This is a genomic window from Nocardia sp. NPDC058244 (assembly GCF_042882065.1).
GTDB lineage: Bacteria > Actinomycetota > Actinomycetes > Mycobacteriales > Mycobacteriaceae > Nocardia.
Map to the genome: position 1 here is coordinate 394,481 of NZ_JBHVWX010000003.1, position 23,870 is coordinate 418,350.

Sequence of the window (23,870 nt, forward strand, 5' to 3'; positions counted from 1 at the left end):
GATTGCTCGGTTACCAGTCCACTTCACTGCTCATGTGCCCGCCCTGACGGTTCTACTGTGCGCCGGTCAGGAAGGAGACCAGTGCCGCACCGACCTCGTCGGGGGCTTCCACCTGCGGGTAGTGGCCCACGGCCGGTGGCGTGTCGAGAACGGTGAATGCCGCGCCCGGCAGGCGGTCGCGCAGCCGAGCCAGGACGTGGGCGCCGCTGATCGGGTCGGCGGGGCCCCAGATGAACTGGCTGGGGCCGGGATAGGTTTCGAGGGCGTCCTGCCAGCGCCGCGCGTGGATCCGGCGTTCGTCGATGTAGCGCAGCAGACGATGCTGAACCAGCTTGCCGTCGTCGAGGGTGATCGTGGCCCACATCGCCGACAGTTCCTCGTCACCGACCGCACGGCCCATGATCTGGCCCATGACCGCGCGGAAGCTGCGTTCGCTGCCGAGTCTGCCCAGTAGCGGGCCCAGGCGGCCGTGCAGCAGTCGCTGCATCAGCACGGGACGGTGCAGGTCGGGGTAGAGACCGCCGTTGAGCCAGGTCATGGCGACGATCCGGTCGGCATCTCGGGCCAGTAGTTCCTGGGCGACGCTCACCCCGTAGTCGTGGGCGACCAGGGCGGTCCGGTCGATCCCGAGCCGGCGCCACAGCTCCTCGGTGATATCTGCCTGTTCGGTGAGGCGATAGTCGTATCCGCGGGGTTTGGCACTGGCGCCCAGACCGAGGAAGTCGAAGGTCGTCACGCGATACCCCGCCTCGACCAGACGCGGCACGATCCCCGCCCAGTCGTAGGACGAGGTCGGAAAGCCGTGCATCAGGGTCACCGGCGGCCCGTCCGCGGGACCGTCCTGGCGGTGGAAGACGGTGTGCCCCAGCACCGTCGACCTCGTTCCGCCTGCCAGCCACTCGTCCAGCGCCCGCGCCATCGCACCAGTCCTTCCACTCAACGGATCGGGAGTACCCGACCCATCTCCGGCCCGAAACCTACCCCAGCGCCCGCAGCAACACCGGCCGCCCAGCCACAGATATTTCCGGGTCAGTGGCTTTGCGCGTCCTCGAGGAGGATCGTCGCGAGCTGACGCTGGGCCGATTCGTCGAGACCGGCTCTCGCGGCCCAGGCGTGGGCGCCGCCGTGTTCGGTGGTGAGGTGGGACAGGAATCGGCGCATGGTGTCGGCGTCGGCGGCGAAGATCCAGTCGGGCAGCGGCGCGGTGGAGTCGCGGCGGGCGCGCAGGGCGGGGACATTCGGTGCCGTGGCGGCGTAGTCGGCGACGATGTCGTCGGCGCGGACGTCGAGCAGGGCCAGCAGGATGGCCACCACCACACCGGTCCGGTCTTTGCCCGCGGCGCAATGGATCAGCGCGGGCAGGTGGGCGGGCGTCGTCAGCAGGTCGAGCGCGGCGACGATGCTGTGCGCACTGTGCTCGAGGTATTCGCGGTACCGGCCGAACATGGTGTCCCCGGGGGCGACTTCGGTGAGGTCCAGGCGAGTGCGGCTCGCGCCGTAGACGTGGGCGTTGTGGTACCCCGCGACGACGTCGGCCAGCGCGCCGCGCCCGTCCGTCCCGATCTCGTCGGCGCCGCGCAGATCGATCACGGTGCGCAGGGCACAGTCGTCCACCAGGAACGCCCGGTCGTCGGGCCCCAGCTCGGCCACCAGATCCGAGCGCAGCACCAGGCGGGGCCGCACCCGGCGGCCGTCCTCGGTCCGCAGACCACCCAGATCGCGGGCGTTGACCGCGCACCGCAGCGGCAATTCCCGCTCGAACACCGTGTTCTCACCAGTTCTCATCGCAACTCCCCGTCACACCGCCGGCACACTCGCGATCGAAAGCTACTCGATCCCGACTGCGCCGCTGGACCACCCACCGCACTGTTTCCGCAGGTAGAACGGCTTCTGATGGCTGTTCGATGGCGAAAAGCAATGAACTCATCGCGATTTCGAATGCGAGTCGGCCCGTCGATGATCCCGGCTCCCGAATCGAGATTCCGTGTCACGCTTCATCGCTGCCCCTCGGCGGCGAGCAGGGAGGATTGGAAACGGCGCATTCCGCGCAGCCAGCGGTCGTAGTCGGAACCCTTGTGGCGGTACATCTCCAGCACGTCCGGATGGGGCAGGACGAGGAATTGTTCGGCGGCGATCGCGGCCAGGACCGCGGTGGCCACCTGCTCGGGTTCGAGCACCGCTCCCGCCGTGGTCACCGCCCGGGTCGCGGCGGCGACCTGCGGCTCCGCTTCCCGGCCGTGCAGGAGCGTGGTGTTGACGCCCATCGGGCACAGGCAGCTCACGCGAATTCCGCTGTCGCCGTAGGTCACACTGAGCCATTCGGCGAATCCGACCGCGGCGTGCTTGCTCACCGAGTAGGTCGCCGAGCCGATCTGGGTGAGCAGGCCGGCCGCCGACGCGGTGCTGATGAAATAGCCCGCACCGCGCTCGAGCCAGCCCGGGACCAGCACCTGCGCGGCCCGGACATGCGCGCGCAGGTTGACCTCCAGCGCCCTGTCCCACTCGGCGTCGTCACCGAGGCCGGACGCTTCGAGAATGCCCGCGTTCGCGAAATACAGATCCACCGGCCCGAAGCGGCTCTCCGCCAGCGCGACCAGGCCCTCGATCGCGGCACGATCGGTCGCGTCGGCGCCGGCACCCACGGTCGCGCCCGGGTGCGCGAGATTGATCCGTTCCGAGGTCGCCAGCGCCGTCGCCTCGTGCAGATCCGACACCACGACCCGCGCACCGGCCGCGGCCAGCGCGGCCGCCGTCGCGGCCCCGATGCCCGCACCACCACCGGTGACGACAGCCACCTTCCCAGCAATATTCATCGGCGCTATTCCTCCGCGGATCCGCCCGGTCGACACCGGAGCCAGCGCCACCCGAATAAGTAAGCGCTTGCTTAGCTTGCGTCAACGAGGTCGCGCTGTCAATCACCGACCACCGCGGCGAGCGCCGCTCCCCCGCCTATCGCGAGCGGCCCAGACTGGCCAGCACCGCCTGCGCCGAACGTTCACCGGAGGCGGCCGCGTCGGCGAGCGACGGCACGTCGAGCTGATAGTCGCCGGCGAGATAGATGGGGCCGAGCGGGTCACGCAAAATCGGGAGCGTCTTGCGCCGACCGGGCGCCCAGAACGGGACGACCCGGCGGTGCCGCCGCAGGATGCCCTCCCCCAGTTTCCCGTCCAGCTCGGGCAGCAGGGTGAGCAGGTCGTTCCGGAAGCGCGACACGATCTCCTCGTCGGGCAGGTCCAGCAGGGCATCGGCCTTGCCACCGCCCGCGAAACAGGCGAGGGCGCCGCCCGGCTTGCGATCGCTGCCGGTGCGCAGTGCCGCAGCGTGATTGAACATCGCCTGGAACGACAGCTGCGGCGAGGAGATCGCGAAGTACTCGTCCCACGACTGCGGCCCGTCTTCGTCAGTGAAGAAGCCGACCACCACATAGCGGCCGTAGGTGATGTCGTTGAACGCGTTCCGATACCGCTGCGGAAGGTCGGGAACGATCCGCTCGGTGACATCGGCGGGTGTGGTGACGACAACCCGCTCGGCGCGCAACCGCTGGGGGCGGTCGCCGTCGAGATAGTCGACGACCACGCCGTCACCGTCGCGGCGCACCGATCGCACCACCGAGTTCAGGCGGACACGGGCGCCGAGATCCTCGGCCAGCACATCGGTCAGTGTCTGGTTGCCGCCCACGGGCAGCGAGAAGTTCGGGACCTTCGCCGGATCGGTCAGCGCGATGCCGACCGAGTAGACGAACTGGGCGGCGGCTGTCTCGTCCGGATCACATCCCATCCACTGCGCCGACCACGATCGGACGATGGTGGCGGCCAGCTCCGAACGGACGCCGTTCAGTAGATACGACGCGAGCTCGGAGTCGAGCCGGGCGCGGACCCGCTGCGCGAATCGGCTCTGCGATTCGAGAAACGGTGCGGCCGTGAGGATGCGGGTGCCCACCATGGCCAGGCCGAGCCGGTCCCGCATGGTCATCCGGGTGCGGAACATGAGGGCGAAAGGATTCGACGTGTCGACGGTCGACCCGTTCAGGTGCAACGCGACACTTTTCCCCGCGAGCGAACCCATCTCGATGCCGTGCCGGTCGAGGGCCTCTATCAGCGTGCCGGTGCCCTCGGTGAACTGGGTGCCCAGGTTGATCCAGTAGTCGCCCTGCCGAACGGTGTCGACGCGGCCGCCCGTGCGATCGGTCGACTCGAGCACCACCACCTGCGCCTGAGGCGCGAGGGTGGTCGCTGCCATCAACCCCGCCATTCCGGCACCGATGACGACGACCTCGGTGGTTTCTTCCTGCACATCGTGCGTTGCCATCTCGGCTCCTGACTGTATTGATCGTTCGAAAAGAGGGTCCGGTGGCTTACGCGACGACCGGGGCGCCATCGGTCATCACGGGAGCGTCGGCGCGCTTGTTGTGGGCGTCGAATGCCCGGTACGCGCGGTAATACGCGAACATCTGCAGGCCCCAGGTGGACAGCGCGAAAATGTAGAAGATCGTGTGTTCGGCATCGTCGCCCGGAATTCGCACGAAGTCGTAGGTCGCCGCGATGACGAATCCGCACGCCGTGGCGACGGCCGCCGAGACAGCGTGCCCGCGTTCACCGATGTCCCACAGGCGCTTGCTGAAATAGATCAGGAAGATCGTCGTGACGACGTTGGCCGCGACCAGGTAGAGCTTGCCCGGCAGGCCGATCTCGTCATGGAAGGCGACCAGCAGCAGACCGGCCACACCCGCCAGCGCGAACGCCCCGATATCCACCGCCACCGACGGCTTGTACCGGTGGGTGACCTGCATCAGGCCCAGAACCAGAATCAGCGTGATGCCGACCGAACGAGAGAAGGCGTCCAAAAAGGCCGCGGCGGTATACATCGGGCTGTCGTGGCCGGCTTTGAGCAGACCGTACAGCAGGAAATTCGTGCCCGATGTCGCGACGATGATCCACTCGATGCCGAGCAGATAATTCCGATAGTTCCGGATGAACTTGATGCCGTAGGTGAAACCGACGGCGATCATCCAGATGTCCGCGGCCGCGAAAAGCAGTTCCTTGATGGACATGATCTTTCTCCTTGATGGTGACGCCCGCCGACCAGCGGCAATTGGGTCGTTTGTCAGCGCTGCCGAGCGAAGGCGGAGGGGAGCCATCTCGCTTCGGCAATCCGGAGGCATCTGGCCGCCGAGCGGGTGCTACCACCCCGGCGCGGGTCCGAATGTGATGCCAGTCATAACACTACCGAGAGTGGGTCATATGATCAAGCCATTTGACCCACTATCAGCCCTCGAGCTGTCCAGGCAGGGTCCGGGTGATGATCTTCCGCGCGTCGGCGAGGATCGCGTCGACCACGTCGGCGCAGCTGCCGATGTCGTGGATCAACCCCTGGGCCTGACTGGCCCACCACATGCCGCCTTCGACATCGCCGTTGCCGTAGACCTGTTCACGGGCGCGGGCGCCACTGGCCAGATGCGCGATGTCGTCGAAGGTCGCACCGGGCTCGCGGGACACCGCGGCGATCTCCTCCGAGACCGTGTTGCGGGCGACCCGGGCGGAATTGCGGAACTCGCGGAACACGATGACGGTGTCGCGTTCGGAGTTGTCCACGATCTGCTGCTTGACGTTGTGATGGATGGGCGCCTCAGTGGTGGCCATGAACCGGGTGCCCATGTTGACCGCGGACGCGCCGAGCGCGAGAGCGGCGACAAGACCTGCGCCGGTGGCGATTCCGCCGCTGGCGATGATCGGGATCGACAGCGCCCTGGCGGCGGCGGGGATCAGCACGAGGCCGGGGACGTCGTCCTCACCGGGGTGCCCAGCGCATTCGAATCCGTCGATGCTCACCGCGTCGACACCGAGCTGCTCGGCCTTGAGCGCGTGCCGGACGGTGACCGCCTTGTGGATGACCTTCACGCCGGCGGCCTTGAAGGTGGGCAGATGCGGTTGCGGGTTGCCGCCCGCGGTTTCGACGATCGTGATGCCGCTCTCGACGATAGCGTCGCGGTATTCGTCGTAGGGCACGGGCTTGATGGTGGGCAGGATCGTGAGGTTCACCCCGAACGGCTTGTCGGTGAGATCGCGGCACCGGCCGATCTCCTTGACCAGCGCCTCGGGAGTGGGCTGGGTGAGGGCGGTGAGGAACCCGAGGGCCCCGGCGTTTGCCACGGCCCCGATCAGATCCGCCGTGCCGACAGCGGTCATCCCACCGCAGACGATGGGGTGCTCGATGCCGAAAGTCATGGTGAAGGTGTTGGTGAACATGTGAGTCCTGAGTAGATGTCGTAACGTCCAAGTCATACGACCAAGTCGATGGGGTCGGCCACAGACCTGCTGGGAGAGGCGTTCGGCAGCGCCGGCCGTCGAGGGCGGACGCCCTTCCGCCGACGACCGGCGCGAACCAGGCGGCGCTTACCTCCCGAGCGCGGCCATCCGATCGGTCGCGCGGTCGGCGAGCCAGCCCAGATACAGCGCGGGGTTGCTGACGAAGCTGGGCCAGAACCGCTTGCTGCCGTGCCAGATCGCCTCCAGGTCCGCGTGCCGCGGCGCGCCGGTGACGTGGTCGGCCAGCAGGTGGCCCACGTACTGCGCCTGGGCGAAGCCGTGACCGTTGCAAGCCGCCGAGTAGAGCACGTTGTCGGAGGCCGCGCCCCCGACGGGAAGCCACGTGGAGCTCATGCCGATCCAGCCGCCCCAGGCCTTCACCGGCTTGATGTCACGCAGTCCGGGAAAGCGGTCGTGGAATCCGCGGACGAGATCGTCGGCGACGGTCGGCGAGGGGGTGCGATCCGGCAGCGGGTTGCGGCCCGCCTGGACCCGGCGCGTGCCGAACGCGATGGTTCCGCGCGGGGTGACGCGGTAGCTCTCGAGGATCATGTGCAGCGTGACCATGGGAGCCCGGCTGGTCCAGCCGATCTCGTCGAGCCGCTCGGGCGCGATGGGTTCGGTTTCGATCAGCGAGGTCCACACCGGGGTGGCGAGGTGCTTGGGCGCGATGGACAGGCTGTTGCTCGCGGCGTTCGTGGTCAGCAGCGCCTTGCGGGCCCTGACCTTGCCGTGCGGAGTATCGACGACGACCCCGTCGCCGACGTCGGCGATATCGCGCGCGGGAGTGTGCTCGTAGACACGCACGCCCGCGGCGATCGTCGCCGCGCGCAGGCCGAGCGCGAACTTGCCCGGGTTGACGGTGCCGCCGACACCCTCACGGACACCACCGAGGAAACCCTCCGGCAGACCCGCCTCGGGGCCCTCCACGAATTCCCCCGACGACCCGGCCTCGGCCAGCACCTTCGCATTGCGGCGCACGTGCCGCAACTGCCCTTTCGACACCGCGGCCATCACGATGCCCTCCTGCCGGTAATCGCAGTCGATCGCGTGCCGTTCGATCGCGTCCTCGGCGAAGTGCACCGCGTTCTCCGCGTAGCGGTACAGCTCGCGCAACCGCTCGCGCTTCAGCAGAAATCCCAGCATCTCGGGATCGGCGGCCACCGAGTTCGTGATGTATCCGGCGTTGCGCGAGGTGGCGCCCCAGCCCAGCGTGCGCGCCTCGAGCAGCACCACGTCGACGCCCTTCTCGGCGAGGCGCACGGCAGCCGACATGCCGCCGCCACCGCCGCCGATCACCACGACATCGCAGTCGATATCCGCGGTCAGGGACGGCTCGACCGTCGTGGGCTGTCCGGCCCACCCGGTGTCCTGGATCAATTCCATGGCGCCTACTCCGTTCCGTCGGCGGGGATGACCGCGGTGCCGACCGCGCGCACCGCGAGCAGGGGCGGGTCGAGCACCTCCGCGCGGCCGGTGTCGTCGGAGCCGCGACAGATCACCCGCAGCTCGAAAGCGACTGTGCGGCTTCGGTTTCCCTTCTTCACCAAGGTGGCCTCGGCCTCGACGACATCGCCGCCACGGACCGGGGCGAGGAACTCCACCGACGAGTACCCGGCGAACAGGCTTTCGTGGCCGTCCAGTTCGATCGCCAGATGGGTGCCGACGTCGCCGAAGAGCTTCAAGGCGAAGGCACCGTCGACGAGGTTCCCGGCGTAGTGGGCGTCGGAGAAGGCGACATAGCGCCGGTGGACCGCCGTGCTCATGCGATCTCCTCGTGAATCGGGCCGAGGGTGCGCGACTGCGCTTCGCCGTCGAGCGCGACGCCGGGGTAGCCCCGCTTGGCGATCTCGGTGCACATGCGGCGGTACTTGCCGACACCACCGAGGTAACCCATGAAAGTGTTGGGCTTTCCCGCGATGTTGGAGCCCCGGTACCAGGAGTCCGTTGTGGCGTACAGCGTCTGGGCGACAGTCCACTCGGTGACATCGACCCACTCCCGCTGCGCTTCGGGGGTGGCCTCGATCACCGTGGCACCGGTGTCGCGGGCGTGTTCGATGAGGTCGGCGATCCAGTCGACGGCCTGCTCGATCGTCACCACCACATTGCTGGCCAGCGCGGGGCTCAGCGGTCCACCGACCATGAAGAAGTTGGGGAAGTCGGCGGCCATGAACCCGAGGTAGGAGCGGATGCCGTCGCTCCAGGCCTCCTGCAGCTTCGCACCGGACGCCCCGGTGAGATTCAGGCCGTACAGCGGCCCGGTGAAGGCGTCGAAACCGATCGCGAGCACGATCGCGTCCACCTCGTAGGTGCCGTTCGGAGTGACGATCGCGTTCTCGGTCATGGTCTCGATCGGCTCGTCACGCAGCGACACCAGCGACACGTTCGGCCGGTTGTAGGTCTCGTAGTAGTCGGTGCCGAACACGCTGCGCTTGGCACCGAGCGGGTGGTACTTGGGCACCAGCAGTTCCGCCGTGGCCGGATCCTCGACGATCTCGCGGATCTTGTCGTGGATGAACTCCGACGCGGTCCGGTTCGCCGCCGCATCGAAGAGCAGGTCGACGAACTCGCCGCCGACACCCTGGAAGCCGCTGCGCTCGTAGGCCTCCTCGTAGCGCCGCTTGCGTTCCTCGTCCGAGACGTCGAAGGCCCGGTCGGTGACGGGGCGATCGGGGATGCCTCCGGGCGAGTGCCTGCACTCCTCGCGGATGGCCACGTAGTCGTCCTTGACGGCGGCGACCTGCTCCGGGGAGAGTTCGGCGTTGCGGGCGGGCATCACGTAGTTCGGGGTGCGCTGGAACACCGTCAGATGCTCGGCGACCTCGGCGATCAGCGGAATCGCCTGCACACCAGAGGATCCCGTGCCGATCACCGCGACGCGCTTGCCCGCGAGATCGTCGAGGGAGATGTTCCACCGGCTCGTCGAGACCCGCAGGCCGGCGAAGTTCGACAGCCCCGGCACGTCGAAGTCCTTCGGGGTGGACAGGCCGCCCGCGCCCGAGATCAGATAGCGGGCGCGCCGGATCTCCCCGCTGTCGAGCCGCACCTCCCACAGGTTGTCGTCCGCGTTCCAGGTCGAACCGACCACGCGGGTGTTGAAGGTGAAGTGCTTGCGCAGGTCGAACCGATCGGCGACGTGCTCGATGTAGCCGAGGATCTCGGCCTGCGGGGCGAACCGCTGGCTCCACGTCCACTCCTGCTGGAGTGCCTCGTCGAAGGAGTACGAGTAGTAGATGCTCTCGACATCACAGCGGGCGCCGGGATAGGTGTTCCAGAACCAGGTGCCGCCGACGCCGGGTCCGGCCTCGAAACCCGCGAAGGTCCAGCCTGCGGTCGTCAGCCGATGTGCGAGGTAGACGCCGGTGAAGCCGGCACCGACACCGATGACGTCGACGATCTCTGAGTGGGGAGTGGAGTTCATGGCAGAAGCCGCTTTCCTTAGTATGGTCGAACGACTGGATCAATTGACCTAATCGAAGTAGGCCAGCGGTCCCGGTCATAGTCAAGGGATGGGGCGGAAGAAGGTCCGCGATCGCTACATCGGCAGGTCGGGAGAATCGACGCCGACCACCCGGTCGCCGCAGAACACCCGGACGGATTCACCGGGGCCGTGGCCGCCGATTCCCGAAGCGCCCCAGAAACTTTGGGCCGAGCCGTCGGCCAGGTCGGCGACCTTGGCGCCGTTCACCCGCACCTCGCCCGACAGCACCCGCGAGCCGACCTCGACGGCGCGGTCCAGGTCCCCGCCGAACACGTAGGCGTCCAGACCCGAGGGGTTGGCGTTGGCCACGCGCAGCGCGTCCTCGTCGGACTCCACGGCGTGCAGACTGACGAGCGGACCGAACAGTTCGGCGGTCGCCAGCGACGCGTCGACATCCGTCGCGATCGTGGGCGACAGGAAGAAGCCGTCCGAACCGGGGAGCTTCGCGGGCTGATGGATGGTCGCGCCGTTGGCCCGCAACCCGTCGATGCGGCTCTGCAGCGTCGCGAAGTGCGGGGCGTTCGAGATGGGGCCCAGTTCGGTGCGCTCGTCGAGCGAGTTCCCGATCCCGATGCGGGCGATGCGATCGAGCAGCGCCTCGAGCAGCGGTTCGACCAGGCTCCGGTGCGCCAGCACCTTGCCGGGGCCTTCGCACCACTGCCCGTTGAGTTTGGTCATTCCATCGAGAATGCCGTCGGCCGCCACGTCGATGTCGGCATCGTCCAGCACCAGGGCCGGGTTGTTGCCCCCGAGCTCGAGCTGGAGCACCTTGAAGTCCTCGGCCGCCGCGCGGGCGATCGCCCGGCCCGCGTTCGGACCGCCGGTGAACGACACGATCTTCACGCGCGGGTCGCCGGTGACGGCCGCGCCCACGTCGCCCGCACCGTGGAGCAGCTGCAACGCACCGGCGGGCAGACCGGCCTTCACGAAGCTCTCGACGATGATCTGCGCGCTGCTCGGCGCGTGCTCCGACGGCTTGAGGATGACCGGGCAGCCGGCGGCCAGCGCGCTCACCGTCTTCGCGGCCGGAATGAAACTCGGGCCGTTCCACGGGGTGAGGATGGCGGCCGGGCCCCACGGGACCTTGTAGAGCCGCACGTCGCGCCCACCGGCCGCGAGCGCGGTGCGACGGGGAGTGGTGCGCAGATCCGCGGCCGAAGCCCGGATCCGGTGCGGCAGGAACTGCGCGAACATCCGGGCCTTGGCGATCGGGACACCGCTGGTGAGGGCATCGGTGCGGGCGATGTCCTCGATCCGGGACTCGACGATGTCGGCCGCGCGCTCGATGACGGCGGCGCGTTCCTCGCTCGCCGCGTCGTCCCAGCGCTCGAAACCGTAGGACCGCTCCGCGTGGCGCAGGGCGCGCTCCACGTCGGCGGGGGTGGTGGTGACGGCGCGGTGCACCGGCAGGCCGGTATTGGGGTCGAGATTCCAGGCGTCCGGGATCGTCGCGCACTCGGACCACTCGTCGGCGATGTAGTTGATCGGTTGGGGCAGTTGTGGATTCGACATCCGGGACTCCTTCGATGCTCGAATGGGGTGGGTCAGACGGTGAGATCGGCGACGATGCGGGTGACCTCGCCGGACTTCATCGCCTCGAAGCCCTTGCCGACGTCGTGGAACGGGATGACGTCGCTGACCATCTCGTCCAGGAGCAGGCGGCCCTGCAGGTACAGCCGGGCGAACTGGGCGATGTCCTCCTGCGCCTGACCCGAACCCATGTACGAGCCGATGAGGCGCTTCTCGCTGAAGAAGAAGTTCCAGGCGGGCAGGACCAGATCGGTTCCGTCGGGGGCGATCCCGACCATGCACGCGGTGCCCGTGGCGCGCAGGACCGCGAGCGCGGTGGCCGCGGTCCGCGCACTGCCGACGGCCTCGAACGCGTAGTCGACGCCGTCGCCGAGCAGACGCTGGATCTCGGCGGGGACGTCGGCGGCACCGTTGACGACGTGCGTGGCACCGTACGTGCGGGCCGCGGCGAGCCGCGCGTCGTCCAGATCCACGGCGACGATCGCCGAGGCACCCGCCAGGCGCGCGCCCTGGATGATGGCCGAACCCACTCCGCCGCAACCGATGACGGCGACGGTGGCACCCGGACGCACCTGGGCCGCGCGGAACACGGCGCCGATACCGGTGATGACACAGCACGAGAGCAGGCAGCCCACGTGCAGACCGACGTCGTCGGACACCTTCACCAGGGCGTTCTCCCGCATCAGGGTGTGCCGGGAGAACGCGCCGATGTCGCCGAGCCGGTGCACAACCTCGCCGCCGGGCAATTGGAAGGCGGGCCGGGGTCGCTGCCGGATCTGCGCGACGCGCTGACACTGGGTCGAGTGCCCGACCTGGCAGTTGCGGCACTGCCCGCACGAGGGCGTGAGCGCGCCGACGACCCGGTCGCCGGGACGCAGCGAGGTCACCGCGGAGCCGACCGACTCGACCACGCCCGCCACCTCGTGACCCACCACCACAGGCAGGTCGGCGCCGACCGTGCCGGTCATGTAGTGCAGGTCGCTGTGGCACAGACCGACATTGGTGACGGCCAGGCGGACCTCGTGGGGCTCCGGGTCGTCGACCAGGATCTCGGTGAACTCCAGCGGTTCGTTCACCGCGGTGAGAACTGCTGCTTCGGTGGTGATCATCCTTGTCTCCGTTCGTTCTTCGATGCCCAGAAGCCGTCGATGCCCTCGGACAGGGCACCGGACTCCCAGGACTGGCGGGCCGCGTCGTCTTCGCGGGCGAACGCGGCCTCGATCTCGTCGGCGCGGGGCCGCAACAGGCCCAGATGCAGTGCGGTGGTGCGGGGATCGGAATTCCATCGGCGGGCCGTGTCGACCGCGCGAGCCACCAGGTGGTCCTCGGCGACGATCTCGTCGAGCAGGCCGATGCGCAGTGCCTCGTCGGCCCCGACGCGCTCGGAACCGAGAACGATCCGCATCGCGTGGTTGCGCACCAGACGGCCGAGCAGGAAGCTCGAGGCGTTGGAGATGATGATCCCGCGGTGGTTCTCCGGCTGGAAGTATTCGGCGGCCGGGCCGCCGATCCGCGCGTCACAGCACAGGGTGATCTCCGAGGCGCCGCCGACCGCGATGCCGTTCACGGCCGCGATCACCGGGATCTTCGTCTCGAGGATCGCGCGGGTGATGTCGTGGAAGGTCGCGAAGGCCTCACGGATCTCGTCGTAGGTGCTGGGCACCGACTGCAGGTCCTCACCGGCGGAGAAGGCCCGGCCGGTGCCGGTGAGGACGATGCCGCGGACGAGATCACCGGTACCGAACTGGCGGATGGTCTGCGCGAGCCGCACCCGGGTGGCCACGTCGAGCACGTTCAGCTTCGCCGGGCGGTTCAGGGTCAGCACCGCGACGTCTTCGTCGATGCGGATGTCCAGGTAGTTGTCGGTCATGGCCGGCTCCTCAGTCGCGCGGGGGTTGCAGGTCGTAGGTGGTGCCGGGATGCTCGGCCGCGCGCGCTGTCAGCGCGGGCTTGGACACCCGTTCGGATGGGGTACGCGGGAAGTCGGCGACGAACTCCACGTAGCGCGGAAGCTTGAAGCGCGCCAGCTGGTTTCGCGCGTTGTCGAGGATGCGCTCGGCGGTCTCGCGACTCGCTTCCACTTCGGGGGCCAGCTGCACGAAGGCCTTGACCTCCTCACCGAACAGCTCGTCGGGCACACCGACGACCGCCGTCGCGACCACGGTGTCGTCGCGTTCCAGCACGCGTTCGACCTCGGCGCTGGCGATGTTCTCCCCGCCGCGGCGGACCATGTCCTTGATCCGGCCGACCAGGCGATAGCTGCCCGCCTCGCGCACGGCGATGTCACCGGTGTGCAGCCAGCCGTCGCGCAGGACCTGCGCGGTGTCCTCGGGCCGGTTCCAGTAGCCGAGCATCATCGGCTTGCCCGAGGTGATCAGTTCGCCGGACTCGCCCTCGGCCACCTCGCGACCCTGCGGGTCCACCACGCGCACCCGTTTGGTGGGAACCGGCTGCCCCAGCCGTCCGCTGCCGACATCACCGACGCTCTCCGGCAGGCTGACCACGTCGACGCCGGTCTCGGTCATGCCGAAGATCTCCCGCCACGGCGCGCCCCACCGCTGCTCGAGCTCCGCGTGCAGCGCGACGGGGATGGCCGAGCACAGCACGATGCGCAGGTCGTTGTCGCGGTCGGACGGCGTGGGCGGCTGCTTGAACAGCAGCGTCGGCATCGACCCGAGCACGTAGCAGAACGTGGCTCGGTGCTTGCGGACGTCGGCCATGAAACCGGAGGCGGAGAACCGGGGAAGCACCACCAGCGGCGCTCCGATCGTCAGGCACAGCGCGGTGTTCCACTGCGGGTCCATGTAGGAGAACGGCTGCGAGGTGAGGGCCACGTCGTCGGCACCGAGACCGGCCACCGTCGCGGCGACCCAGCCGATCCGGGTCCAGTAGTCGTGGGTGAGCATGCACGCCTTGGGGAATCCGGTTGTCCCCGAGGTGTATTGGAGATTCGCGAGGGTCTCGCCCGTGATGGCGAGCGTGGGCGGGTCCGCCGGGTAGGCCGCGAGGTCGCCGGCCGCGGTCGCTTCGACGATGCGAACGTCGGCAAGCTCACGGTTCGCCGCGCGCACCTCGTCGACCAGCCGCGTGTGCTCGGCGTCGGTGAACAGCACCCTGGCGCCGGAATCCCGGAGGACGAATTCCAGGTCGGCCCGCTGATACGCCGAGTTCACCGGCACCGTCACCGCGCCCGCCTTGAGGATCGCCAGCCAGGCGATCGGCCACTGCACCACGTTGGGCAGCATGATCGCGACCCGGTCCCCCGGACGGACACCGTCCTCGGTGACCAGCCGCCGGGCCAGCCGCGAGGTCCAGTCGTCGATCTCGGCGAAGGTCCAGGACCCGTCCGCGAACCGGAGGAATTCCCGGCCGGGGGCGCGGACGGCCTGCTCGGCCAGGAGACCGACGAGGGTGTCGATCGGCGGGTCCACGGTCAGCCGTTCGAGCGCGATCGCGCGCTCGGGGTGGACCGATTCGACGTGGGTCATGTCGTCCTCTTCGCGGGTAGCAGGTGGTAGGTCGTCGATCGACCTGCAGTCGCCGGGCTGGAAAGGCCGGCACGCTCGCCGTCACGGTGGGTTCTCGCGACGCCCGGAGCGCCTGGGAATGTGAGGCCTGCCATAACGGTAACTGTTGTGGGTCATTTGATCAAGGCGTATGACTAACTACTTGCCGCGGCGCTCCCCCGGTGATCGCCCGACGCGCTGGTCGGACTGGTAATGTCGTGGTTGACTTGATCAATCGTTCAGATTTGATGCGAAGGAGCACCGCATGGCTCGCATTCCCGCCGCCGAACGCCGCGCCGACCTGGTCGCCGCGGCCGTGCGCGTGATCGCCACCCACGGAGTCGACGGCGCCACCACCCGCCGCATCGCCGAGGAAGCGAACGCTCCGCTGGCGACCCTGCACTACTGCTTCGCCACCAAGGAGGTGCTGTTCGGGGCGGTGTTCGAGTTCCTCGCCGGCGAGTACCGCGACGTGCTGAACCGCAGCGACGTGCACAGCGACACCCAGAGCACCGCGCGGGGACTGCTCCGCGGCGTACTGCAGTGGTACCTGGAGAATCCGGACTTCGGCGCGACCATCCTCGAGCTGATCAGCTGGGGCCAGCGCGAGGGCAAGAAGGCCGAGGTCGTGTACTCGGCGGCCTTCGCGACCATGCGCACCATCATCGAGAGCACGACGACCGCCGCGGGCCGACCCGTCGACTCGAACACGATCGATCAACTGATCTACGTGGTGTCCACGCTGTCCGACGGCTTCGCGCTCAACTGGCTGGTGTTCACCGATGCCGCCGCGGCGCGGGCCCAGGTGGAACTCACCGTCGGCGTGCTCGACGCGTGGATGGCGACCAACCTGGGTGACGCCGCCGCGCCGGGGCCCCGACCCGTGGAGGTCGCGCCGGAGCCGGACATGCGGTCGCTGGTGTCCTGGGTACGCGTGGAGTGAGCACACCACGAACGCTGTGGCCGCCACCGCAAAAGGTGGCGGCCACAGTCGTTTCCGCGTCGCTCAGCGCCGCTCGGCGGCCGCGTCGACGAGCCAGCGCAGCGCACCGTCGTCGCTGGTCATCCACTCGGGATGCCACTGCACCCCGAGCACGGCGGCACCGGGGAGCTCGACCGACTCGGCGACACCGTCGTCGGTGCGGCCGGTGACCACCAGCCCCTCGCCGCACACATCGATCGCCTGGTGGTGCCACGAGTTGGTCACCAGCCGATCGCCGAACACCTTCTGGGCGGTCGTCCCTGCGTCGAAGGAGACCACGTGCTCGGGGTCGCCGTCCGACAGCGGACCCACCGGCAGGAGGTGCCGGATCGGCCCGTCCGGCAGGTCGGGAATCAGCGTGCCGCCCAGGGTCACATTGAGCACCTGCATGCCGCGGCAGACACCGAGCAGCGGAATCCGCCGCGCCAGCGCGACCCGGGTCAGCGCGATCTCGAACTCGTCGCGGCTGCGGTCGTGGACCGACGGGTCGGCGAGCGAATCGACGTCGCCGACGACCGACTCGTCCCCACCCCAGCAGGCCGGATGCACATCCTGACCACCGGTGATCAGCACACCGGAGAGCCAGTCGCCCAACGCTTCCGGGTCCGCGTCGTAGGGCAGCATCACCGGCACACCGCCGGCGCGGGTGATCCGGTCCGCGAAATCGGTGAAGAAGCTGTCGGTGAGGCGCTGACCGTAGCCCGGGTGGGAGCCGCTGATCAGCTCGATCCGGAACCGTCGCCCGGTCAGGCCGATCAGCGGTTTCACCCGCGCCGAGCGGGCCGTCACGGGAACTCGAAGTAGCGGGTCGACTCCCACTCGGAGAGCTCCGAGAAGGGGTCGCCGCCGCCGGTGTGGAACTGCATCCACTCCCAGCGCCGCGTGCCGACCCAGTAGTCGACGAACTCGTCACCGAGCTGCTCGCGCAGGATCAGATCGGCTTCGAGCGCGTCGGCCGCCTTGGTGATGGTCTCGGGCAGCCGCTCCAGATCGGGTGCGCACCAGGCCATGTCGCTCACCGGGTCCGCGGGCTCGAGGTCGCCGTCGAGTCCGGCGATCACGCCGGCCAGGATCGTCGCGACCGCGAGGTAGAGGTTGGCGTCGGCGCCGGGTACGCGGTACTCGAGGCGGGAGTAGGCGGGGTGCCCGACCACCGCACGCACCGCGGTGGTCTTGTTCGCGATGCCCCAGGTCACCGTCGTCGGCGGACCGCTCAGGTCGACCAGGCGCCGGAAGGAGGTGATCTGCGGGAGCATGACCGAGGTCGCCCCACGCATCGTCGCGAGCAGCCCGGCGACCGCGTGCCGCATCGTCGCCGACGGCCCGTCGGGAGCGTAGAACGCGTTGACACCGTCGCGCTGCAGCGACAGGTTGACGTGCGAGGCCTGGCCGTAGCCCGCGGTCGGCTTGGCCATGAAGGTCACCGTGTGCCCACGTTCGAAGGCCACCTCCCGCATCACCTGCCGGGCGCGAGCCCAGTTGTCGCACACCGAGATCGGGTCACCGGGAACCAGATTGAGCTCGACCTGACCGGCCGCGTCCTCGTCGCTCCAGGCCTCCCACTCGATGCCGATCTGCTCGAGCCGCCGCACGACCGCCGACATGTAGTCGACCCAGTCCTTGGACTTCGCGAGGTTCAGGGCGGTGCCCGCGGAGCCACCGAGCGGGGTGAGATCGCGGTATCCCTTCGCCCTGGCCTCGTGGACGGGCTCCTGGAACAGCGTGGCCTCGATCTCGACCGCGATGGTCGCGGTGAATCCCCGGGTGGCGAGCCGATCGACCAGCGTACGAGCCAGATTGCGCGGACAGATGCCGACCGGGGTGCCGTCGGCCTGCCAGTAGTCACCGATCACGGACTGCACGCCGGGCTCCCACTGCACCGATGTCGACAGGTCGGGCCGCAACTGCAGGTCGGCGAGGTGCCCGCGCCAGGACGGGTAGGCGAAGCCCATGGTCGGAGCGTTGCCCAGGTCGAGCCCGAACAGCAGGTCGGCTATCCCGAACTCCGCGGTCGTGGCGAACTTCTTCGGTGCGATGTTCTTGCCGTGGAACGAGCCGTCGTGATTGGTCGACTCGATCCGGACCGTGTGCACATCGGGATCGAGAGCCGGTGCGGTGGTGGCGATTTCAGACATCGTAACGAACCTTCCAGGATGCCGCGACCAGCACGGACAGCTGCGCGAGCGTGCCGCGCACGCCGATGAGGCCGGTGGACAGCGCGGCGAGCAGATCGACCGCGCCGGTGAAGATGGCGGCCAGCAGCTCCGGCGGGCCCGCGATGACGTAGTGGGTCTCCCCCTCGCCCGCGACGACCTGATCCAGGCCTTCGGGGCCCTCGATGACCGCGATCAGCATGTCCGGGATGCCGGGAACCGACCTGGTCGCCGCCCAGAAGCTCGCGGCCGCGCTCTTCCAGTCCGGCAGCGGCGGCGACAGCAGCGCGACGGCCACGGCAACGAACTCGGGCGCGCCGATGGGCTCGCCGACCGGGGCGAAGAACTGGTTCAGGTCGACGGTCACATCGAGGTCGGGCTCGACGAACACGCCGCCCGACACCGCGACGGCGCCCTCGGCGATGGTGATGGTCGCGGCCTGCGGCGTGTCATGGGAGCGGATCGCGATCGCGCCTGCCGGACCGGCGGACAGCAGAGAACTGTCGGCCCGGAGGGAATCGGTGATGGTCCGGGCGATCAGCCGGACGATCGGACTGGCGTCGTCCTCGATCCGGATATCGACTCCGCCGACCGCGTCGGCCCCGCGTGTCGCGGGACCGATCGTCGTTTCGGTCATCATGTTGTCCTTTCGACTCGACGAGATCGTGTGCGCGGTACAGCGTCGACAGCGGATCCCCAACGAAACGTGAACTCATAGTCAAATGTCTGGGTCACGTGACTATGATGGTGAGGCACAGATCACCCTCTTGTCAACGACCAGCGAGGATTCCTGATGAACGACACCGCCCCCGCCTGGTGGGATCTGCTCGACGACCAGGCCGCGGCCGTGGCCCGGATGATCGACCAGATCCTGCGGAAACCCCTGCGCGAACTGGGGCCGGAACAAGCCCGCGCGCTGGTGAACTCGACCCCGTCCAGCGACCCGATCACGCGGGTGGGACAGGTCGAACAGTTGATCGTGCCGACCCGCGCCGGCACGATCGCGGCCCGCCTGTACCGCGCGGACGACACGTCCCCCGGCAGCGCCACGCCCACGCTCGTCTACCTGCACGGCGGCGGTTTCGTCCTGGGCACCCTGGACGGGGCCGACGAACTGTGTCGCGCGATCACCGCCGGTTCCGGCTGGACGGTCGTGTCCGTCGACTACCGCCTCGCCCCGGAAAACCCCTACCCGGCGGCGCTGGAAGACTGCCTCGATGCCTTCGCGTGGCTGACTCGATCAGCGGCCGACCTGGGCATCGACCCCGATCGAATCGCGGTCGGCGGTGATTCCGCGGGCGGCAACCTCGCCGCCGCGCTGTGCCTGCACCGGCGTGCGGAGGGCAGCGCCCTGCCCGTGGCCCAGGTGCTCGCCTACCCGGCCGTCGACGACACGTTCACCCGGCCGTCGTGGTCGGATTTCGCCGACGCGCCGCTGCTCGGCGCCGCGGAGGGCCGGTGGTTCTGGGAGCAGTACGTCGGCGCCGGACACCCGGGCGGCGACCCACTGGCGGCACCGATGCGCGCGACGTCGCTGCGTGACCTGCCGCCCGCACTGATCATCACCGCGGAGGTCGACCCGATCCGCGACGACGCCGAGGCCTACGCGCGGCGGCTCCACGCCGAGGGCGTCGAGGTGTCGTCGACCAGGTACACCGGCGTCTTCCACGGATTCTTCACCGAGATAGGGGTTTTCGCCCAGGCCGAGGCAGCGGTCGACGAGGTGTGCTCGTATCTGCGCGCGCTCGCCTAGACGACGCGCGTGAGCGACCTGGCCGAGCACCGCCACCCGAAAGCCGACAAAGGGCGGCAGCGCCTGTGGCACTGCCGCCCTTCCCGCTTCGGACCCGATCGTCGAGCCGGGCGAGCCCGAGGTACCGGACAGGTCGGTCCGGGTGTCGCTCAGGCCACCACGAGGGTCAGCGACTCGACGACGCAGGCCGGCTTGTCGCCGCCCTCGGTCTCGATCACGATCTTGGTGGTGACCAGGTGGCCCGCGGCACCCGCGGCGACCGAGACCAGCTCGATCCCGGCACGCACCTTCGAATCCACCGGCACCGGTGCCGGGAAGCGCAATTTGTTGGCGCCGTAGTTGACCGCCATCCGCACGCCCTCGACCCGGTATACCTGCGCGACCAGCAACGGGACCAGCGACAGGGTCAGGTAGCCGTGCGCGATGGTGGTGCCGAACGGTCCGGTCGCCGCCTTCTCGGTGTCGATGTGGATCCACTGGTGGTCACCGGTCGCGTCGGCGAAGGCATCGATTTGCGCCTGGGTGATGGTGTGCCACTCGGAGTAGCCCACATGGGAACCGACCGCCGCCTCGAGATCGGCGATGCCGTCGAAAGTCCTCATGCCTTCGGCCCTCCCGCGACATAGAGCACCTGACCGGACACGAAACCCGCGCCCTCGCTGGCGAAGAACGACACAGCGTGCGCGATATCCTCGGGCAGACCGGTCCGGGCGACCGGAATCTCCTTGGCGGCACCGGCTTTGAAGTCCTCGAACGGGATGCCGACGCGCGCCGCGGTGGCGGCCGTCATCTCGGTCTCGATGAATCCGGGGGCGATGGCGTTGGCGGTGACACCGAACTTGCCGAGCTCGAGGGCGAGCGTCTTGGTGAAGCCCTGCAGACCGGCCTTGGCGGCGGCGTAGTTGGCCTGGCCGCGATTGCCGAGCGCCGAGGTGCTCGACAGGTTGACGATGCGGCCGAATCCAGCGTCGATCATGGACTTCTGCGCCGCGCGGGTCATCAGGAACGACCCGCGCAGATGCACGTTCATCACGGTGTCCCAGTCGTCGGTGGTCATCCGGAACAGCAGGTTGTCGCGGAGGACGCCCGCGTTGTTGACCAGCACGGTCGGGGCGCCGAGCTCGGCGGTGACCCGGTCCACGGCGGCGGTGACCGCGGCCTCGTCGGACACATCGGCGCCGACGGCGATCGCGCGGCCGCCGGCGGCTTCGATCGCCTCGACCACCGGCTTACAGGCGACCTCGTCGAGGTCGATCACGGCCACGGCCATGCCGTCGGCGGCGAGCCTGCGGGCGACGCCCGCGCCGATGCCACGGGCCGCCCCGGTGACGATGGCGGTCTTGGTGGGGGTACTCATCACTGTCTCCTGAAAAGTTCGATGTGGTGGTCAGACGCCGCCGGTCAGCGTGACGCCGCCGTCGAGGACCAGCAGCTGGCCGGTGACCCAGGACGCGTCGTCGGAGAGCAGGAACGCCACCGCACCCGCGATGTCCTCGGGCTCACCGAGGCGCTTGAGCGGGTAGGCTTCGGCGAGCTCCTTCTCCCTGCCCTCGTAGAGGGCGGTGGCGAACTTGGTCTTCACCACTGCGGGCGCGACCGCGTTCACCCGCAGCCGCGGGCCGAGCTCCACGGCCAGTTCCTGGGTGAGGTAGGTCAGCATCGCCTTGCTGGCGCCGTAGAAGCCGATGCCCGGCGCCGGCTTCACCCCGGCCACCGACGACACGTTGACCACCGCGCCACCGTGTTCCGCCATCCACGCCTTGTGCACCTGCTGGGTCCACGACAGCGCGGCCAGGCAGTTGACCTCGATGATCTTGCGGGCCGCGTCGAGGTCCATCTCGATCATCGGGCCGTAGACCGGGTTGATGCCGGTGTTGTTCACCAGCAGGTCGGCACCGCCGAAGGTGGCGATGGCGCGCTCGACCGTGTCGCGCTGATGGTCGAGATCGTCGGCGCGGCCGGCGACACCCAGTGCGTGTTCGGCGCCACCGAGCTGCAGCACCGCCTCGTCGAGAGCGTCTTTCTTGCGTGCGGTGACGACGACCTTCGCGCCCTCGTCGACCAGCCGCTGCGCGATGCTCAGGCCGATGCCACGGCTCGCACCGGTGACGATCGCGACCTTGCCCGCGAAACGCTCGGTCACGACAGCCGCTCCAGCACCATCGCCATACCCTGGCCGCCGCCGACGCACATCGTCTCGAGCCCGAACTGCTTGTCGTGGAAGCGCAGCGAGTTGATCAGGGTGCTGGTGATGCGGGCGCCGGTCATGCCGAACGGGTGACCCACCGCGATCGCGCCACCGTTGATGTTGAGCTTGTCCTCGGGGATGCCGAGTTCCCGGGCCGAGCCGAGCACCTGCACGGCGAAGGCCTCGTTGATCTCGACCAGATCGATGTCGTCGATGCCGAGACCGGCGCGGCGCAGCGCCTGCCGGGACGCCTCGATCGGGCCGAGGCCCATGATCTCCGGCGACAGACCGGAGACCCCGGTGCTGACGACGCGCGCGAGCGGGGTCAGGCCGAGTTCCTTCGCTTTGGTGTCGGACATGATGACCAGGGCGGCCGCGCCGTCGTTGAGCGCGCAGCAGTTACCCGCGGTGACCGTGCCGTCCGGGCGGAACACCGGCTTCAGCTGGCTCACCGCCTCCAGCGTGACACCGGCACGCGGGCCGTCGTCGGCGCTGACCACGGTGCCATCGGGCAGCGTGACCGGGGTGATGTCGGTAGCCCAGAAGCCGTTCGCGATGGCCTTCTCGGCCAGATTCTGCGAACGCACACCGAATGCGTCCTGCTCGGCGCGGGTGATCCCGGTGAACTGGGCGACGTTCTCCGCGGTCTGCCCCATGGCGATGTAGACATCGGGCAGTACGCCGTTGCCGCGCGGGTCGGCCCAGGACGCGGCACCACCGGCGGCACGCTCGGCGGTGCGGGCGACCGCGTCGGCGAAGATCGGGTTCTCGGTGTCGGGCAGGCCGTCGGCGTTGCCTTTGACGAAGCGGCTCACCGTCTCAACGCCCGCCGAGAGGAAGACGTCGCCCTCACCTGCCTTGATAGCGTGCAGCGCCATGCGGGTGGTCTGCAGACTCGACGAACAGTAGCGATTGACGGTGGTCCCGGGAACGGTGTCCAGCCCCGCCAGCACGGCGACCACCCTGGCGATATTGAAGCCCGACTCCCCCGCCGGCTGCCCACAGCCGAGAACGAGGTCCTCGATCTCGGTCGGGTCCAGGTTCGGCACCTGCGCCAGAGCGGCCCGCACCATCTGGACGGTTAGGTCGTCGGGACGCATGTCCTTGAGCGAACCCTTGCCCGCACGGCCGATCGGGGAACGGGCAGCGGCGACGATCACGGCTTCCGGCATCACAGTCTCCTTGATGAATGAGCGCTTGCTTAGCAAGATGGTGCATGCGACCCGGATCGACGTCAACCAACCCCCACCACCTGTTATCCACATCACACCGCCCCCACCGAGTGCCGATCCACCGAGGCGAGATAATGGCGTTCCCATGACCGACACCACCGAATCCCGCAGCGACGCGACCCGCGCCCGCCTCCTGGAAGCCGCGATCGCAGCGTTCGCAGAGAAAGGCTTCAACGGGACGACGACGCGCGATATCGCCGCCGCCGCGGGCGTGAGCCCGGCCGCGGTCTACGTGCATCACAAATCCAAAGAAGAACTGCTGTACCTGATCTCGCGATCGGGCCACGACGAAACGCTCGAGCTGATCCAGAAGGCGGCCGCGTCGTCCGACGATCCGGCAACCGCGCTGCGCGCTGTCGTCCACGATTTCGCCGTGCACCACGCCCGCAGGCACACCAGCGCCCGGATCGTGAATTACGAACTGAACTCCCTGAGCCCCGAACACCGCACCGAGATTCGCGGCATCCGCCACCGGATCGAGCAGACCATTCGGGATCTGGTCCAGCGCGGCATCCAGACAGGCGCTTTCGACACCCCCGACGCGCGGATCGCGGCCACCGCCCTGCTGTCGCTCGGCATCGATATCTCGCGCTGGTACCGCGACGGTGGCGACTGGTCGCCGGAAGACATCGCCACCGCCTACGCCGACATGGCATTGCGCATCGTCGGCGCCGGCTGATCGGCCCGAACGAGGAGCGATAGGCTCCGAGCACTGGCCGATTTGGTCCGGCTTCCTCCGA

General features: G+C 68.8%; 23 protein-coding genes. 3 read left to right on the top strand and 20 right to left on the bottom strand.

From position 1 onward, the window contains the following. Window positions 1-52 precede the first annotated feature (52 nt). The 13 genes from ACFVW6_RS11505 to ACFVW6_RS11565 all read right to left on the bottom strand — a co-directional run bounded on the left by ACFVW6_RS11505 (window position 53) and on the right by ACFVW6_RS11565 (window position 14,804). The gene (locus tag ACFVW6_RS11505; protein ID WP_378831500.1) at window positions 53-919 is read right to left on the bottom strand and encodes an alpha/beta fold hydrolase; all 867 of its coding nucleotides are present in this window, start codon (window positions 917-919) and stop codon (window positions 53-55) included. 110 nt (window positions 920-1,029) lie between these two features. Next, window positions 1,030-1,785 carry a tyrosine-protein phosphatase gene (locus tag ACFVW6_RS11510; protein ID WP_378831502.1) on the bottom strand — a complete coding sequence of 252 codons (756 nt, stop codon included), beginning with the start codon at window positions 1,783-1,785 and terminating at the stop codon, window positions 1,030-1,032. Between the two features lie 209 nt (window positions 1,786-1,994). Then, complete coding sequence (locus ACFVW6_RS11515) at window positions 1,995-2,813, bottom strand: SDR family oxidoreductase (protein WP_378831505.1); 819 nt, start codon at window positions 2,811-2,813, stop codon at window positions 1,995-1,997. 136 nt (window positions 2,814-2,949) lie between these two features. After that, window positions 2,950-4,308, bottom strand: coding sequence for a flavin monoamine oxidase family protein (locus ACFVW6_RS11520; RefSeq protein WP_378832086.1), 1,359 nt, complete (start codon window positions 4,306-4,308; stop codon window positions 2,950-2,952). A gap of 46 nt (window positions 4,309-4,354) precedes the next feature. Next, window positions 4,355-5,050 carry a transporter gene (locus ACFVW6_RS11525; protein ID WP_378832088.1) on the bottom strand — a complete coding sequence of 232 codons (696 nt, stop codon included), beginning with the start codon at window positions 5,048-5,050 and terminating at the stop codon, window positions 4,355-4,357. Between the two features lie 214 nt (window positions 5,051-5,264). Beyond that, a complete protein-coding gene (locus ACFVW6_RS11530) occupies window positions 5,265-6,245 on the bottom strand; it encodes an NAD(P)H-dependent flavin oxidoreductase (RefSeq protein WP_378831507.1) in 981 nt (326 codons plus the stop codon). 147 nt (window positions 6,246-6,392) lie between these two features. Then, window positions 6,393-7,691 carry an NAD(P)/FAD-dependent oxidoreductase gene (locus ACFVW6_RS11535; RefSeq protein ID WP_378831510.1) on the bottom strand — a complete coding sequence of 433 codons (1,299 nt, stop codon included), beginning with the start codon at window positions 7,689-7,691 and terminating at the stop codon, window positions 6,393-6,395. A 5-nt stretch (window positions 7,692-7,696) separates the two neighbouring features. Beyond that, on the bottom strand, window positions 7,697-8,071 hold the full coding sequence (locus ACFVW6_RS11540; protein WP_378831512.1) for a hotdog domain-containing protein: 375 nt from the start codon (window positions 8,069-8,071) through the stop codon (window positions 7,697-7,699). After that, the gene (locus ACFVW6_RS11545) at window positions 8,068-9,726 is read right to left on the bottom strand and encodes a flavin-containing monooxygenase (RefSeq protein ID WP_378831515.1); all 1,659 of its coding nucleotides are present in this window, start codon (window positions 9,724-9,726) and stop codon (window positions 8,068-8,070) included. Before ACFVW6_RS11545 ends, ACFVW6_RS11540 begins: the two co-directional genes overlap by 4 nt. 114 nt (window positions 9,727-9,840) lie before the next feature. Further along, on the bottom strand, window positions 9,841-11,298 hold the full coding sequence (locus ACFVW6_RS11550; protein ID WP_378831517.1) for an aldehyde dehydrogenase family protein: 1,458 nt from the start codon (window positions 11,296-11,298) through the stop codon (window positions 9,841-9,843). A gap of 32 nt (window positions 11,299-11,330) precedes the next feature. Beyond that, complete coding sequence (locus ACFVW6_RS11555; protein ID WP_378831519.1) at window positions 11,331-12,425, bottom strand: Zn-dependent alcohol dehydrogenase; 1,095 nt, start codon at window positions 12,423-12,425, stop codon at window positions 11,331-11,333. Continuing rightward, a complete protein-coding gene (locus ACFVW6_RS11560; RefSeq protein WP_378831522.1) occupies window positions 12,422-13,186 on the bottom strand; it encodes an enoyl-CoA hydratase/isomerase family protein in 765 nt (254 codons plus the stop codon). The genes ACFVW6_RS11555 and ACFVW6_RS11560 overlap by 4 nt, the downstream gene beginning before the upstream one ends. Window positions 13,187-13,196: 10 nt before the next feature. After that, window positions 13,197-14,804: a class I adenylate-forming enzyme family protein gene (locus ACFVW6_RS11565; protein ID WP_378831524.1), complete on the bottom strand. Its 1,608-nt coding sequence runs from the start codon at window positions 14,802-14,804 to the stop codon at window positions 13,197-13,199. Between the two features lie 283 nt (window positions 14,805-15,087). Between ACFVW6_RS11565 and ACFVW6_RS11570 the strand changes: the two genes are divergently transcribed. Beyond that, window positions 15,088-15,765, top strand: coding sequence for a TetR/AcrR family transcriptional regulator (locus ACFVW6_RS11570; RefSeq protein ID WP_378831527.1), 678 nt, complete (start codon window positions 15,088-15,090; stop codon window positions 15,763-15,765). A gap of 63 nt (window positions 15,766-15,828) precedes the next feature. On the opposite strand, the gene ACFVW6_RS11575 is transcribed toward ACFVW6_RS11570, so the two are convergent. Genes ACFVW6_RS11575 through ACFVW6_RS11585 form a run of 3 tightly spaced genes read right to left on the bottom strand, consistent with a single transcriptional unit; the run spans window position 15,829 to window position 18,594 of the window. Beyond that, entirely contained in the window at window positions 15,829-16,593 is a 765-nt protein-coding gene (locus ACFVW6_RS11575; protein WP_378831529.1) for a gamma-glutamyl-gamma-aminobutyrate hydrolase family protein, read from the bottom strand. Continuing rightward, complete coding sequence (locus tag ACFVW6_RS11580; RefSeq protein ID WP_378831531.1) at window positions 16,590-17,939, bottom strand: glutamine synthetase family protein; 1,350 nt, start codon at window positions 17,937-17,939, stop codon at window positions 16,590-16,592. Before ACFVW6_RS11580 ends, ACFVW6_RS11575 begins: the two co-directional genes overlap by 4 nt. Further along, window positions 17,932-18,594: a hypothetical protein gene (locus ACFVW6_RS11585; protein WP_378831533.1), complete on the bottom strand. Its 663-nt coding sequence runs from the start codon at window positions 18,592-18,594 to the stop codon at window positions 17,932-17,934. The genes ACFVW6_RS11580 and ACFVW6_RS11585 overlap by 8 nt, the downstream gene beginning before the upstream one ends. Window positions 18,595-18,750: 156 nt before the next feature. Here ACFVW6_RS11585 and ACFVW6_RS11590 point away from each other — a divergent pair, with 156 nt between their 5' ends. Then, window positions 18,751-19,710, top strand: coding sequence for an alpha/beta hydrolase (locus tag ACFVW6_RS11590; RefSeq protein WP_378831536.1), 960 nt, complete (start codon window positions 18,751-18,753; stop codon window positions 19,708-19,710). Window positions 19,711-19,859: 149 nt separating this feature from the next. Here the strand turns inward: ACFVW6_RS11590 and ACFVW6_RS11595 are convergent, their stop codons facing one another. The 4 genes from ACFVW6_RS11595 to ACFVW6_RS11610 are packed head-to-tail and all read right to left on the bottom strand — an operon-like array spanning window position 19,860 to window position 23,070. Continuing rightward, complete coding sequence (locus tag ACFVW6_RS11595) at window positions 19,860-20,312, bottom strand: MaoC family dehydratase (protein ID WP_378831538.1); 453 nt, start codon at window positions 20,310-20,312, stop codon at window positions 19,860-19,862. Further along, complete coding sequence (gene fabG / locus ACFVW6_RS11600) at window positions 20,309-21,067, bottom strand: 3-oxoacyl-ACP reductase FabG (RefSeq protein WP_378831541.1); 759 nt, start codon at window positions 21,065-21,067, stop codon at window positions 20,309-20,311. Before fabG ends, ACFVW6_RS11595 begins: the two co-directional genes overlap by 4 nt. Window positions 21,068-21,097: 30 nt before the next feature. Further along, window positions 21,098-21,853: an SDR family oxidoreductase gene (locus tag ACFVW6_RS11605; RefSeq protein WP_378831543.1), complete on the bottom strand. Its 756-nt coding sequence runs from the start codon at window positions 21,851-21,853 to the stop codon at window positions 21,098-21,100. Next, the gene (locus ACFVW6_RS11610) at window positions 21,850-23,070 is read right to left on the bottom strand and encodes an acetyl-CoA C-acetyltransferase (protein ID WP_378831546.1); all 1,221 of its coding nucleotides are present in this window, start codon (window positions 23,068-23,070) and stop codon (window positions 21,850-21,852) included. The genes ACFVW6_RS11605 and ACFVW6_RS11610 overlap by 4 nt, the downstream gene beginning before the upstream one ends. Here ACFVW6_RS11610 and ACFVW6_RS11615 point away from each other — a divergent pair. Next, window positions 23,003-23,809: a TetR family transcriptional regulator gene (locus ACFVW6_RS11615; protein WP_378831548.1), complete on the top strand. Its 807-nt coding sequence runs from the start codon at window positions 23,003-23,005 to the stop codon at window positions 23,807-23,809. The genes ACFVW6_RS11610 and ACFVW6_RS11615 overlap by 68 nt on opposite strands. Window positions 23,810-23,870 lie beyond the last annotated feature (61 nt).